Genomic DNA, 13,036 nt, shown 5'->3' with positions numbered 1-13,036 from the left:
GTTCTCCCCCATCGTGGTTCGCGCTCATGCTACGGCCTGACCCGTGTCGCGGAACGGCCGCCTACGATGATCCCTGACACCAGCGGCCGCACAGCACACGGAGGACCCCGATGACCGATCTGCACCCCTTCATCGCCGGACTCCCCAAAGCCGAGCTGCACGTTCACCACGTCGGATCGGCCTCACCGCGCATCGTCGCCGAACTCGCCGCCCGGCACCCGGACTCCAAGGTGCCGACCGACCCCGAGGCGATCGCCGACTACTTCACCTTCACGGACTTCGCCCACTTCATCGAGGTCTATCTCTCGGTCGTGGATCTGATCCGCACCCCCGAGGACGTCCGGCTGCTCACCTTCGAGATCGCCCGCGACATGGCCCGCCAGAACATCCGCTACGCCGAGCTGACCGTGACGCCGTTCAGCTCGACCCGCCGCGGTATCGACGAGAAGGCCTTCATGGCCGCGATCGAGGACGCCCGCACGGCCGCCGAGGCCGAGCTGGGCGTGGTGCTGCGCTGGTGCTTCGACATTCCCGGTGAGGCGGGCCTGGAGGCGGCGGAGGAGACCACCCGGCTCGCGGTGGAGCTGCACCCCGAGGGCCTGGTCGCCTTCGGTCTGGGCGGACCCGAGATCGGGGTGCCGCGCCCGCAGTTCAAGCCGTACTTCGACCGCGCCATCGCCGCCGGACTGCACTCCGTGCCGCACGCCGGCGAGACGACCGGACCGCAGACCATCTGGGACGCGCTGAACGATCTGCGGGCCGAGCGGATCGGGCACGGCACCAGCTCCGTCCAGGACCCGGCGCTGCTCGCCCATCTCGCCGAGCGGCGGATCCCGTTGGAGGTCTGCCCGACGTCCAACATCGCGACCCGGGCCGTCACCGTTCTCGACGACCACCCCATCAAGGAGATGGTCGCGGCCGGCGTACTGGTGACCGTCAACAGCGACGACCCGCCGATGTTCGGCACCGACCTCAACAACGAGTACGGAGTGGCGGGCCGGCTGCTCGGCCTCGACGAGCGCGGTCTCGCCGCGCTCGCGAAGAACGCCGTGGAGGCCTCGTTCCTCGACCCGGCGGGCAAGGCGCGTATCGCCGAGGAGATCGACGCGTACACCACGGCATGGCTCGCGCGTTGACCCCGGTGGAGAACGGTCCCGTGCGCGTCGTCGGTGTCGTCGGCCATCGCGGCGATCCCTACCGCGTGCGCGAGAACACCCTGCCCTCGCTCCGCTCGGCCGTCGCACGGGGGGCGGACGCGGTCGAGATCGACGTACGACTGACCCGCGACGGTGTGCCCGTGCTGCTGCACGACGCGACACTCAAGCGCCTGTGGGGGCACGACCGGCCGCTGTCGGGGCTGACCCGTGCCCAGGTCGATGAGCTGACGCGAGGCGGTGTGCCGACCCTGCGGGACGCCCTGCTCGACGTCGGCGCGCACCGCCTGATGATCGATCTCCCCGGCGCCACCGAGGAGTCGGTACGCACGGTGGTCGGCCTGGTCCGCGAGTGCGGCGCGGCCGAGCGCGTGTACTACTGCGCGGGCCCCGTCGCCATGCTCGCGGTACGGAACGAGGACCCGGCGGCCGAGATCGCCCTGACGTGGACCTCGCTGGCGCCGCCGCGGCCGGTCCTCATCGACGCCGTACGCCCTCGGTTCCTCAACTACCGCTTCGGGCTGGTCGGTCAGGAGCTCGCGGAGCGTGTGCACAAGGACGGCATGCTGATCTCCGCCTGGACGGCCGACACCCGGCGCACCATGCGCCGGCTGATCCGGGCCGGCGTGGACGCCGTCACCACCAACCGGGTGGACGCCCTGGCATCCGTCGTCCGGGACAACTCCCTTACCGGTCCGCCTTCTTGATCGTTCCGGCATGATGGACCCACTCACCCGGCGGAGGAGCAGAAGTGACCGACAGGATCCGTACCGACGTAGCGCACAACGCCAGGGTCTGGAACCACTGGCTGGGCGGCAAGGACAACTACCCGGTCGACCGCGCGGTGGGCGACCACGTCACCGGCCTGTACCCGAGCATCGGCGAAGTGGCCCGTGCCGACCGGGCGTTCCTGGGCCGTGCGGTGGAGTTCCTGGCCGGCGAGGCGGGCGTACGGCAGTTCCTGGACATCGGCACCGGGCTCCCGACCGTCGACAACACCCATGAGGTCGCCCAGCGCATCGCTCCCGACGCGCGGATCGTCTACGTCGACAACGACCCGATCGTCCTGGCACACGCCCGCGCCCTGCTCACCAGCTCCACCGGCGGTACGACGGAGTACCTGGACGCGGACGCCCACGACGCGGCCGGGATCGTGCGGGCCGTCGAGCCGACGCTGGACCTGCACAAGCCGGTGGCCGTGATGATGCTCGGCATCCTGAACTTCGTGATGGACACCGACGAGGCGCGGTCCATCGTGCGCACGCTGATGGACGCCGTACCCTCGGGCAGCTATCTGGTCCTCACCCACCCCACCCTCGAACTGGGCGGGGAGGGCAACGAGGACGCGATGCGCTTCTGGAACGAGAACGCCACTCCCCCGATCACCGCCCGCAGCGGCGCGGAGTTCGCCTCGTTCCTCGAGGGCCTGGAGGTGCTGGAGCCCGGGATCGTCTCGTGCTCCCGCTGGCGGCACGACGTGACGCGGGAGAGCCGCTTCCCGCAGGTGGCGCAGTTCGGCGCGGTGGCCCGCAAGCCCTGACCCCGAGGGCGAACTCCCGCTGACGGGCGTCTCCTTCACGCGCCGGGCCGCTCGGGTGTGCGCCCGGACACGCGGCGCTCCCCGACACGCGGCGCACCCGCAGACGCGCACCCGCTCCGGAGAAGCCCGCTACAGCCCGACGAGGGAGTTCCATCGCCGGGCGAAGTCGGCGCGCTCCTCCGAGGCGATGTCCCGGGCGATCGCGAGCCGTCTGCGCATCACGTCGTCGGGGAAGATCAGCGGGTCCTCCGCGAGCGCTGCCGTCTCCTCGTCCTTGGACGAGGCCAGTACGTCGCGTGCGGCCGGCACCGGGCAGACGTAGTTGACCCAGCTCGCGAGTTCGGCGGCGACCTCGGGCCGGTAGTAGTGGTCCACCAGTGCCTCCGCATTGCGCTTGTGGCGGGCGAGGTTGGGGATCATCAGGCTCTCCGCCCACAGCTCGCCGCCCTCCTCGGGCACGACGAACTCGATGTCGGGGTTGTCCGCCTGGAGCTGGATGACATCGCCGGAGTACGCCTGGCAGGCGACGACGTCACCGGTGTCCAGGTCCTTGATGTAGTCGTTGCCCGTGAAGCGCCGGATGTGCCGGCGCTTCACCAGCTTCTCCAGCCGGTCGCAGACGGCGTGGAAGTCGTCCGCGGTCCACCGGGTGATGTCGACGCCGTCGGCCTGCATCAGCAGGGCGAAGGATTCGTCGAGCCCGGACAGCAGCGTGACCCGGCCGCGCAGATCGTCCGCCCACAGATCGCTCGTACGCCGCAGTTCACGGCCGAGCTTCCTGCGGTTGTAGGCGATGCCGGTGATTCCCGACTGCCAGGGGACGCTGTGCATGCGCCCCTTGTCGAAGGCGGGCGAGCGCAGTTGCGGGTCCAGATACCGGGTGACGTTGGGCTGCTTCGTACGGTCCATCTCCTGCACCCAGCCGAGGCGTACGAAGCGGGCGGCCATCCAGTCGCTGACGACGATCAGATCGCGGCCGGTCTCCTGATGGTTCATCAGGGCAGGGCTGATCTTTCCGAAGAACTCGTCGTTGTCGTTGATCTCCTCGGTGTAGGTGACGGAGATCCCGGTGCGTTCGGTGAAGGCGTCGAGAGTGGGGCGCTCGGAGGTGTTCTCGTCGTCGGTGTCGATGTAGAGGGGCCAGTTGGCGAAGTCGAGCGTGCGGTCGTGGCCCGAGTCGTCGCGGGCCGCACGGTCGCCGGGCTCGACGTAGGCCGCGGGCACCCCGCATCCGGCGAGTACGGCGGGGCCGGCGAGAGCGGCGCCCGCGCCGAAGGCGCGCAGCAGGGTCCGCCGTGACATGGGGTTCATCCGGATCGCGGGCACGTCCGCAGGATGGCGGCCGGGGCGTGCGGACGGCAATGGACGGTGCGTCGACCCCTGGGAGCGGGAGGGGACACCCTGTCGATCATGGACAGGTGTCTATACTTCATGGACACCCGTCCATGAAGCCTGTCCGCACAACAGAAACGAGCCGGTCATGAGCGCAACGGCCCACGTCCTGGTCGGCCTGGTGGCCGCGCTGCACCTCTACATACTGGTCCTGGAGATGTTCCTCTGGGAGCGCGGACCGGGCCGTCAACTCTCCGGCTTCGACGCCGAGATGGCCCGGGCCACCGCCCCGCTCGCCGCCAACCAGGGCCTCTACAACGGCTTTCTGGCGGCGGGCCTCGTCTGGGGCCTGATCGCCCCGGATCCCACGGGCTACCGGGTGCAGGTCTTCTTCACCGCATGCGTGGTCGTCGCGGGCCTGTACGGCGGCTTCACCGCGAACCGCCGCATCCTCCTTGCGCAGGCGCTGCCGGGAGCGCTCGCCCTGGCAGCGGTCCTGGTGGCCGGATGAGCGACCCCAGGGCGGAACGCACCCGGGCCCGGCTGCGGGCAGCGCTGCTGGAGGAGTGCGCGGACCGTGCGCTCGACGAGATCAGCGTGGCCGCGGTCGTCCGCAGGGCGGGGCTAGGCCGCGCCACGTTCTACCTGCACTACGCGGACCTTCAGGCGCTGGCGGTCGACGCCTGCGCCGAAGTCGTACGGGAGGCGGTGGAGGCCCTGCACGCCTGGCGCGGCGTCCCCGACCCGGCGGCCCCGCCCCCGCCGCTGACGGACTTCTTCACCGGCCTGTCGGCACACGCGCACCTCTACCGCCCACTCCTGCGCGAGGGCGGCAGCGGCCCGCTCGGCGATCTGCTGCACACGGAGCTGCGCGCCCGCAGCCGCCGCGAACGCGAACTGGTCGGCGCTCCCCGCCCGGACCTGATCGCCACGGCCGTGGCGGCCACCTTCGCCGGCCTGCTCGCCGACTGGCTCCACGGCGCGATCGAGGCGGACCCCGAGGAGATGGCCGGCCAGGCATGGCGACTGCTCATCGCGCTGCACCGGACCCCCCTGTCGTAGCTCCTCGTGGCTCCGGGCATGCGACAGCCCCCGCGCCCTGACGGGGCGCGGGGGCTGTCGAGCGGCCGGCGGGTGAAGCCGGTCAGACGTCCAGCGACGTCATCACGTGCTTGACGCGGGTGTAGTCGTCGAAGCCGTACGCCGACAGGTCCTTGCCGTAGCCCGACTTCTTGAAGCCGCCGTGCGGCATCTCCGCCACGAGCGGGATGTGGGTGTTGATCCACACGCAGCCGAAGTCCAGCGACTTCGACATCCGCATCGCGCGGCCGTGGTCCTTCGTCCACACCGACGAGGCCAGCGCGAACTCGACGCCGTTCGCCCACTCCAGGGCCTGCGCCTCGTCCGTGAAGGACTGCACGGTGATGACCGGGCCGAAGACCTCGTTCTGGATGATCTCGTCGTCCTGCTTCAGGCCGGAGACGACGGTGGGGGCGTAGAAGTAGCCCTTGTCACCGACGCGGTGGCCGCCCGCCTCCACCTTCGCGTGCGCCGGGAGCCGGTCGATGAAGCCGGTGACCTGGGCGAGCTGGTTGGCGTTGTTCAGCGGGCCGTAGAGCACGTCCTCGTCGTCCGGAGCGCCCGTCTTCGTCTCCGACGCCGCCTTGGCGAGCGCCGCCACGAACTCGTCGTGGATCGACTCCTGCACGAGCACGCGGGTCGCGGCCGTACAGTCCTGGCCGGCGTTGAAGTAGCCCGCAACCGAGATGTCCTCGACGGCCTTGGCGATGTCGGTGTCCTCGAAGACGACGACCGGCGCCTTGCCGCCCAGCTCCAGGTGGACCCGCTTGACGTCCTTGGCCGCGGAGGCCGCGACCTGGATGCCCGCGCGTACGGAACCGGTGATCGACGCCATCGCCGGCGTCGGGTGCTCGACCATCGTGCGGCCGGTGTCACGGTCACCGCAGATGACGTTGAAGACGCCCTTGGGCACGATCGAGCCGATGATCTCGGCGATCAGCACCGTGGAGGCGGGGGTGGTGTCCGACGGCTTCAGCACGACGGTGTTGCCCGCCGCGAGCGCCGGAGCGAACTTCCACACCGCCATCATCATCGGGTAGTTCCACGGCGCGACCTGGGCGCAGACGCCGACCGGCTCGCGGCGGACGATGGAGGTGAGGCCCTCCATGTACTCGCCGGCCGAGCGGCCCTCGAGCATGCGCGCGGCACCCGCGAAGAAGCGGATCTGGTCCACCATCGGCGGGATCTCTTCGGTACGGGTCAGCTCCAGCGGCTTGCCCGTGTTCTCCGACTCTGCCGCGATGAGGTCCTCGGCCCGCTCCTCGAACGCGTCCGCGATCTTCAGAAGCGCCTTCTGGCGCTCGGCGGGCGTGGCGTCGCGCCAGGCCGGGAAGGCCGCCGCGGCAGCGTCCATCGCCGCGTCCACATCCGACTGCCCGGAGAGCGGCGACGTGGCGTACACCTCGCCGGTGACCGGGTTGATGACATCGATCGTCCGCCCGTCGGCGGCGTCCCGGAACTCCCCGTTGATGTAGTTGCGCAGACGACGCAGCTCGGTGGTCACTGTTGCCACCCCTCCTGTCAGATTCCGATGGGTGAGACAACCCACCCTAATCGCACGGCCGACGCTTTCAACAGCCCCGACCCTCCCCATCTTCGGATTCGGTGAGATCCAAGCCCTTCAACGACGAATATCATCGCTCAGGGCTTGCGAGACAGACGAGTCCCGGTGCACAGTGACCCCGTGGCCAGTCGAAGCGCAGAATCCAGGAAGACGAACGGATCGTCCCCGACGATCGACGCCGTCTCCCTCGCGATCATCGAGCAGCTCCAGGAGGACGGACGCCGTCCGTACGCCGCGATCGGCAAGGCCGTGGGCCTGTCCGAGGCGGCCGTGCGCCAGCGCGTCCAGAAGCTGCTCGACCAGGGCGTGATGCAGATCGTCGCCGTCACCGACCCGCTCACCGTGGGTCTGCGACGCCAGGCGATGGTCGGCATCCGCGTCGAGGGCGACCTCGACGGGATAGCCGAAGCGCTGACGGCCATGGCCGAGTGCGAGTACGTGGTGATGACCGCGGGCTCGTTCGACCTCATGGTGGAGATCGTCTGCGAGGACGACGACCACCTTCTCGAAGTGATCAACAAACGGATTCGCGCGCTCCCCGGCGTGCGGTCCACCGAGAGCTTCGTCTACCTCAAGCTCAAGAAGCAGACCTACATGTGGGGAACCCGATAGCCGTGAGCAAGGACCTCTCCAAGACCGCGTACGACCACCTGTGGATGCACTTCACACGTATGTCGTCGTACGAGAACGCACCCGTGCCCACCATCGTGCGCGGTGAGGGCACCTACATCTACGACGACAAGGGCAAGCGCTACCTCGACGGCCTGTCCGGCCTGTTCGTCGTCAACGCCGGCCACGGCCGTCACGAGCTCGCCGAGACCGCCTACAAGCAGGCTCAGGAGCTCGCCTTCTTCCCGGTGTGGTCCTACGCCCACCCGAAGGCCGTCGAGCTCGCCGAGCGCCTGGCCCAGCACGCTCCGGGCGACCTGAACAAGGTCTTCTTCACCACCGGTGGCGGCGAGGCCGTGGAGACCGCGTGGAAGCTGGCCAAGCAGTACTTCAAGCTGCAGGGCAAGCCCACCAAGTACAAGGTCATCTCGCGCGCGGTCGCCTACCACGGCACCCCGCAGGGCGCGCTCTCCATCACCGGTCTGCCCGCGCTGAAGGCCCCCTTCGAGCCGCTGGTCCCCGGCGCGCACAAGGTGCCGAACACCAACATCTACCGCGCCCCGATCCACGGCGACGACCCCGAGGCCTTCGGCCGCTGGGCCGCCGACCAGATCGAGCAGCAGATCCTCTTCGAGGGCCCGGAGACGGTCGCCGCCGTCTTCCTGGAGCCGGTGCAGAACGCCGGCGGCTGCTTCCCGCCGCCGCCCGGGTACTTCCAGCGGGTCCGTGAGATCTGCGACCAGTACGACGTGCTGCTCGTGTCCGACGAGGTCATCTGCGCCTTCGGCCGCCTCGGCACGATGTTCGCCTGCGACAAGTTCGGCTACGTACCGGACATGATCACCTGCGCCAAGGGCATGACCTCGGGCTACTCCCCGATCGGCGCCTGCATCATCTCCGACCGCCTGGCCGAGCCGTTCTACCAGGGCGACAACACCTTCCTGCACGGCTACACGTTCGGCGGCCACCCGGTCTCCGCGGCGGTGGGCCTGGCCAACCTCGACATCTTCGAGAAGGAGGGCCTCAACCAGCACGTCCTGGACAACGAGGGCGCCTTCTTCGAGACCCTGAAGAAGCTGCACGACCTGCCGATCGTCGGCGACGTCCGCGGCAACGGATTCTTCTACGGCATCGAGCTGGTGAAGGACAAGGCCACCAAGGAGACCTTCACCGACGAGGAGACCGAGCGCGTGCTCTACGGCTTCCTCTCGAAGGCGCTCTACGACAACGGCCTGTACTGCCGCGCCGACGACCGTGGCGACCCGGTCGTCCAGCTGGCTCCGCCGCTGATCTCCAACCAGGAGACCTTCGACGAGATCGAGGGCATCCTCCGGTCCGTCCTCACGGAGGCCTGGACGAAGCTCTAGTCCTCCCCGCCTCCCCGGCGCCGACACGGCCCGGGTGCGCCCATCCGAGTGAGATGGGGGCACCCGGGCCGTGTGTTTCCCCGGACCCCGCATCCGACTACCTAGCGTGCGAGTGACCGATCGGCCCTGACGTCGTTCCCCCGTACGGGGGAGGGCAAATCTGATCAGAACCGAGGTGACACCATGGTGGCCCCGCCGGACAACGATGTGATCTGGGCACGCTCCCTGCACCACGCGCACAGCGGCTCCCCCGCGCTGGCAGGGGTCTCGCTGGGGGTGCGGGAAGGCGAGATCCTCGCCGTGAGCGGCCCGCGCGGCAGCGGGAAGACGACACTGCTGCAGTGCCTGTCGGGCCAACTCGTCCCGCACGAGGGCGAGGTGTGGTTCAACAGCTCCCCCGTGCACACCCTGGCCCCGCTCCAGCGGGAGCGGCTGCGCCGTGAGCGGTTCGGCTGGATCGACCCGGAGCCGACCCTCCTGCCCGAGCTGACGGCGTGGGAGAACGCCGCACTGCCGCTGCTGCTGCGCGGCACCTCCCACCGCAAGGCCAAGAAGGCCGCGACGGAATGGCTGGAGCGCCTCGACATCGGCGCCTGCGCCCGTAAGCGCCCGCGCGCCCTGGACCAGGCACAACGCCAGCGGATCGCCACCGCCCGGGCACTCGTCAGCGAGCCGTCCGTGCTGTTCGCGGACGAGCCGACGGCCACCCTGCACCGGGCCGAGCGGGCCCAGGTGCTCCGTACGATCACGGCTGCGGCGCGCTCGCACCGGATCACCGTGGTGCTCGCGACGCACGACACGGAGGTGGCGGCGCTCGCGGACCGTTCGATCTCGCTCCTGGACGGCCGTCGCGTCAACTCCCTGACGGCCGAGGCGGAAGGCCGGGCCGAGTGCTCGCTCTCCGTCTAGCCCGCGGCTCCCACCCCCTGGCCCTGCTGCGCCGGCTGCTGGTGGCCGCGGCCTCGGCGGGGGTCGGTTTTCTGCTGCTGTGCACGCTGTCGTACGCGCTCGCCCACCCCGGATCGGCCGCGTCCGTCGGCCGCCTCACCTGGTGTCTGATCCCGCTCGCCGCGACCGTGCACTTCGCCGTGGCCGTGGCCCGCGCGGATCCGAGCACCCGGCCGCGGCCCGGACTCTCCGCGATCGGTCTCGGACCCGGCCGTCTTGCGGCGCTCGCCGCCGTCTCCACGGCCATGTCCGGCGCCCTCGGCAGCATGGTCGCGCTGCTGTTCTTCCTCCATCTGCGGGGCGATCTGACCGGGCTGCCGCTCGACGGGGCCGCCTCCGAACTGCTCGCCGCCGACCGGCCGCTGCCCCTGGCAGCCATGCTGATGCTGCTCGCGATCGCGCCGCTGAGCGCGACGGCCGCGACGGCTCTGACCCTGCGGCCCCGGCGGACGCCGACGGGCCTCGACCCGGAGCCCGTCGAGGAGCCCAAGGGCCCGCCGGCAGGTCTGCCCTGGGGATGTGCGCTGACGACGGCGGGACTGGCCATCGAGACGTACACGGCCCGGACCAGCCCCGGTTCGTCCTTCCCGCTCGCCGGTTCCTTCGAGTCGAACCCGGTCGGTGTCCTCGCCGGCTGGACGCTCACCGCCCTCGGCCTCGCCCTCGCGGGTCCGGCCATCACCCACTTCTGCGGCCGGCTCCTGCAGACCCTGCGGCCCGGCGCGATCCGGCTGCTCGCCGGACGGACGCTGATGGACGAGGCCCGCGGCATCGGCCGTCCGCTGGGGGTGGTGTCCGCGGTCGCGTCGGCGGTGATCACGGCCTCGACGCTGTACGACACGGGCCCGCGCCCCTTCGGCCCGCTCACCGGACTGGGCGCCGCGCTGGTCATCGCGTGCACGACGGCGACGCTGCTGACCTCGGTGGCCGAGTCCCGCCACGCCCGCGCGATCACCACCGCGAACCTCCGCAAGCTCGGCACCCCCGCGGCCATGCTCCGCGCGGCGGCCGGACTGCGCCTGGCGGCCCTGCTGTTGGTCTTCGGTCCCCTGACCTGGACCGTGGCGACGCTGGCGGCGATCCCGCTCTCGGGCTGAGCCCACCGAGCCGCCGTGGTTCGCCGGCGGCAGCCTGCGCCGGACAGGGGGTGGGGCCGCCGTCCCGGCCCCACCCCCTATCGTGGCCGCATGGCGCACGGATCAGGACCCGACTGCAGCGGGCACAGCAACGACCGCGAGATCGAGACCATCGAGGAGTTCGACGATGTCGTCGGCCACGGCTCACTCGCCGGCTACCGCGTCCAGTCCGTCGATCTGACGGACCGCACGTTCCCGCTCCTCTCCCTCGACTGCACCGGCGCCGTGTTCCTCGGCTGCCCGATGCAGCCCGACGCGGCCGCCAAGGTCCGCGCCGAGGGCGCGCTCGTCTTCCCGCCCGTGCCCCACCTCCCCTTCGACCCGTACCGCGGGCTGCTCTACACCGCGGACGAACTCTTCGCGGACCTCGCCCGGGGCGGCTACGAGGCCACACCCGACGCCCGCGGGTACGCCTGGTTCCAGGAGACCAAGGCCGACGGCGACATCTTCGCCTCGATGCTCCGCGCGGTTCACGACGACGCGATCTCCGACGCCCTGGACGAACACCTCGTCGGCGCCCGTGTGGTGGGGGTGATGGGCGGCCACGCGATGGCCCGCGGCACCGCCGCGTACGAGGGCGCCGCGCGGCTCGGACGGGCGCTCACCCGCTCCGGGTTCACCGTCGCCACCGGCGGCGGTCCGGGCGCGATGGAGGCCGCGAACCTCGGTGCGTACGCCGCACCGCACCCGGACGAGATGCTGCCCGAGGCTCTCGAACTCCTCGCCAAGACACCCTCGTTCGTCCCGTCCGTCTCGGACTGGGCGGCCGCCGCCCTCGACATCCGTGACCGCTGGCCGGGCGGCGGGGACTCCGTCGGCATCCCGACCTGGTTCTACGGTCATGAGCCGCCGAACGCCTTCGCCGGACACATCGCCAAGTACTTCGCCAACGCCACCCGTGAGGACGGCCTCCTGGCACGGTCCAACGCGGGCGTGATCTTCCTGCCGGGCGCCGCGGGCACGCTCCAGGAGATATTCGACAACGCGACGCCGAACTACTACGAGTCCCGCGGCGAACCGACCCCGATGGTCCTCGTGAACAAGGCGCACTGGACGGAGAAGCTGCCGGCCTGGCCGCTGCTCCAGGCCCTCGCGGCGGGCCGCTCGATGGAGTCCCGTATCGCCCTGGTCGAATCCGTGGAGGAGGCACCGGCCGCACTGGCACGGCTCGGCGGCGGCCTCCCGTAGTCCGCGAGCACTCCCCGCAGTTCCGCGAAAGCTCCCGAAGGAACGCCTCGGGGCGCGAAGCGCAAGGCACCGAAAAGCAACGCCATCCTCCGAAATCACGTCTGGCAGTCCAGCCGGAGAGCTGAACCGACCGACGTGAATGGAGCCCTTGGTGCTGATCGGCCTTCTGACCGCTGTCGCGGCCTCGATCTGCTACGGCACGGGGTCGGTGCTGCAAGCCGTCGGTTCCCGCAGGTCCGCACGGCGCGAGGCGGCCGCGGCCGGTGTCACGCAACACGGCGGCCCGAATCTGTCGTCCACCGCGAAAGCCGCGATGACCTGGGAGTTCATCGTCGGCACCATCCTGGACTTCGTGGGCTTCGGGCTCGGCGCCCTCGCCGCCCGGATGCTTCCGCTGTTCCTCTCCCAGACCGTCATCAGCGCCAACCTCGTGATCACGGCCGTGCTCAGTGTGAAGCTGCTCGGCATCCGGCTGAACCGCGCCGAGTGGACGTCGATCGGCGTCGTCTGCTCGGCCCTGGTGCTGCTCGCCACGGCGGCGGGTCCGGAAGGCAGCGGTCACACTCCCATCGCCACGCACTGGTGGCTGCTGGCGATCTCGCTGCTGCTGATGGCCGGTGGCACCGTGGCCGTACGGCTCCTCGGAGCGCGCGCCGCGATCCTCGCGGGTCTGCTCTCGGGCCTCGGCTTCGGCGCGCTCGGCGTCGGCGTGCGCATCCTGAACGGCATCGACCCCTTCGACCTGGGCGCACTGCTCACGGACCCCGCGCTCTACGCGATCCTCGTCGCCGGCATCGGCGGCATGTATCTGCACACGGTCGCCCTGCAGATCGGCTCGGTGAACGGCGCGACGGCGGCACTGGTGGTCGGTGAGACCGTGCTGCCCGGCATGATCGGCGTCCTGTGGCTGGGCGACACCTCCCGGCCCGGTTTCGCCTGGGTGGCGATGACGGGTTTCCTGCTGGCGGTGGCCGGTGCGGTGGCGGTGGCCTGGTTCGGCGCTCCCGAGGCACACGGGGCGACCGGGCAGGAACCGGAGCAACTGCCCGAGGACCCGGAACAGGCGGTGGGGCCGGACCGGCTGGCCCACAGCGGGCCGGTGCGGTGAAGCAGCCCTG

The 13,036-nt window shown here is 70.6% G+C and carries 13 protein-coding genes; 11 read left to right on the top strand and 2 right to left on the bottom strand.

What is annotated here, in order from left to right:
* Nucleotides 1–110: 110 nt before the first annotated feature.
* From ACFWU3_RS12405 to ACFWU3_RS12395, 3 genes are read left to right on the top strand one after another with little or no spacing between them, the layout of a single operon-like run.
* On the top strand, nt 111–1,136 hold the full coding sequence (locus tag ACFWU3_RS12405) for an adenosine deaminase (RefSeq protein ID WP_384435053.1): 1,026 nt from the start codon (nt 111–113) through the stop codon (nt 1,134–1,136).
* Complete coding sequence (locus tag ACFWU3_RS12400; RefSeq protein ID WP_384435050.1) at nt 1,121–1,861, top strand: glycerophosphodiester phosphodiesterase; 741 nt, start codon at nt 1,121–1,123, stop codon at nt 1,859–1,861. The genes ACFWU3_RS12405 and ACFWU3_RS12400 overlap by 16 nt, the downstream gene beginning before the upstream one ends.
* A gap of 44 nt (nt 1,862–1,905) precedes the next feature.
* Nucleotides 1,906–2,694 carry an SAM-dependent methyltransferase gene (locus ACFWU3_RS12395; protein WP_313943805.1) on the top strand — a complete coding sequence of 263 codons (789 nt, stop codon included), beginning with the start codon at nt 1,906–1,908 and terminating at the stop codon, nt 2,692–2,694.
* Between the two features lie 129 nt (nt 2,695–2,823).
* On the opposite strand, the gene ACFWU3_RS12390 is transcribed toward ACFWU3_RS12395, so the two are convergent.
* A complete protein-coding gene (locus ACFWU3_RS12390) occupies nt 2,824–3,996 on the bottom strand; it encodes a PotD/PotF family extracellular solute-binding protein (RefSeq protein ID WP_384435258.1) in 1,173 nt (390 codons plus the stop codon).
* Between the two features lie 178 nt (nt 3,997–4,174).
* Here ACFWU3_RS12390 and ACFWU3_RS12385 point away from each other — a divergent pair, with 178 nt between their 5' ends.
* Together ACFWU3_RS12385 and ACFWU3_RS12380 are read left to right on the top strand one after the other, a co-directional pair.
* A complete protein-coding gene (locus ACFWU3_RS12385; RefSeq protein WP_384435047.1) occupies nt 4,175–4,537 on the top strand; it encodes a DUF1304 domain-containing protein in 363 nt (120 codons plus the stop codon).
* Nucleotides 4,534–5,088: a TetR/AcrR family transcriptional regulator gene (locus ACFWU3_RS12380; RefSeq protein ID WP_384435043.1), complete on the top strand. Its 555-nt coding sequence runs from the start codon at nt 4,534–4,536 to the stop codon at nt 5,086–5,088. Before ACFWU3_RS12385 ends, ACFWU3_RS12380 begins: the two co-directional genes overlap by 4 nt.
* Nucleotides 5,089–5,170: 82 nt before the next feature.
* Here ACFWU3_RS12380 and ACFWU3_RS12375 read toward each other — a convergent pair whose 3' ends face one another.
* Entirely contained in the window at nt 5,171–6,610 is a 1,440-nt protein-coding gene (locus tag ACFWU3_RS12375) for a gamma-aminobutyraldehyde dehydrogenase (protein WP_313943808.1), read from the bottom strand.
* Nucleotides 6,611–6,775: 165 nt separating this feature from the next.
* Here ACFWU3_RS12375 and ACFWU3_RS12370 point away from each other — a divergent pair, with 165 nt between their 5' ends.
* The 6 genes from ACFWU3_RS12370 (at nt 6,776) to ACFWU3_RS12345 (ending at nt 13,026) form a co-directional block, all read left to right on the top strand.
* The gene (locus tag ACFWU3_RS12370; RefSeq protein ID WP_384435038.1) at nt 6,776–7,282 is read left to right on the top strand and encodes an Lrp/AsnC family transcriptional regulator; all 507 of its coding nucleotides are present in this window, start codon (nt 6,776–6,778) and stop codon (nt 7,280–7,282) included.
* Nucleotides 7,267–8,646: an aspartate aminotransferase family protein gene (locus ACFWU3_RS12365; RefSeq protein WP_384435035.1), complete on the top strand. Its 1,380-nt coding sequence runs from the start codon at nt 7,267–7,269 to the stop codon at nt 8,644–8,646. The genes ACFWU3_RS12370 and ACFWU3_RS12365 overlap by 16 nt, the downstream gene beginning before the upstream one ends.
* 183 nt (nt 8,647–8,829) lie before the next feature.
* Nucleotides 8,830–9,555: an ABC transporter ATP-binding protein gene (locus ACFWU3_RS12360; RefSeq protein ID WP_384435032.1), complete on the top strand. Its 726-nt coding sequence runs from the start codon at nt 8,830–8,832 to the stop codon at nt 9,553–9,555.
* Nucleotides 9,537–10,691 (top strand): hypothetical protein, encoded by a 1,155-nt coding sequence (locus ACFWU3_RS12355; RefSeq protein ID WP_384435029.1) that lies wholly within the window; start codon nt 9,537–9,539, stop codon nt 10,689–10,691. Before ACFWU3_RS12360 ends, ACFWU3_RS12355 begins: the two co-directional genes overlap by 19 nt.
* Nucleotides 10,692–10,781: 90 nt before the next feature.
* Nucleotides 10,782–11,918: an LOG family protein gene (locus ACFWU3_RS12350; protein WP_384435026.1), complete on the top strand. Its 1,137-nt coding sequence runs from the start codon at nt 10,782–10,784 to the stop codon at nt 11,916–11,918.
* 151 nt (nt 11,919–12,069) lie between these two features.
* Nucleotides 12,070–13,026, top strand: coding sequence for a hypothetical protein (locus ACFWU3_RS12345; RefSeq protein WP_384435023.1), 957 nt, complete (start codon nt 12,070–12,072; stop codon nt 13,024–13,026).
* Nucleotides 13,027–13,036 lie beyond the last annotated feature (10 nt).

Source organism: Streptomyces sp. NPDC058685 (assembly GCF_042714725.1).
Classification (GTDB): domain Bacteria; phylum Actinomycetota; class Actinomycetes; order Streptomycetales; family Streptomycetaceae; genus Streptomyces.
The sequence above is the reverse complement of the archived record's forward strand: the minus strand, read 5'-3'. Positions and strand labels throughout refer to the sequence as shown.

What these genes read in the sequence shown, in the direction of transcription:
- ACFWU3_RS12405 (WP_384435053.1), top strand. Translation starts at nt 111, where the DNA reads ATGACCGATCTGCACCCCTTCATCGCCGGACTCCCCAAAGCCGAGCTG.
- ACFWU3_RS12400 (WP_384435050.1), top strand. Translation starts at nt 1,121, where the DNA reads ATGGCTCGCGCGTTGACCCCGGTGGAGAACGGTCCCGTGCGCGTCGTC.
- ACFWU3_RS12350 (WP_384435026.1), top strand. Translation starts at nt 10,782, where the DNA reads ATGGCGCACGGATCAGGACCCGACTGCAGCGGGCACAGCAACGACCGC.
- ACFWU3_RS12380 (WP_384435043.1), top strand. Translation starts at nt 4,534, where the DNA reads ATGAGCGACCCCAGGGCGGAACGCACCCGGGCCCGGCTGCGGGCAGCG.
- ACFWU3_RS12360 (WP_384435032.1), top strand. Translation starts at nt 8,830, where the DNA reads ATGGTGGCCCCGCCGGACAACGATGTGATCTGGGCACGCTCCCTGCAC.
- ACFWU3_RS12385 (WP_384435047.1), top strand. Translation starts at nt 4,175, where the DNA reads ATGAGCGCAACGGCCCACGTCCTGGTCGGCCTGGTGGCCGCGCTGCAC.
- ACFWU3_RS12390 (WP_384435258.1), bottom strand. Translation starts at nt 3,996, where the DNA reads ATGTCACGGCGGACCCTGCTGCGCGCCTTCGGCGCGGGCGCCGCTCTC.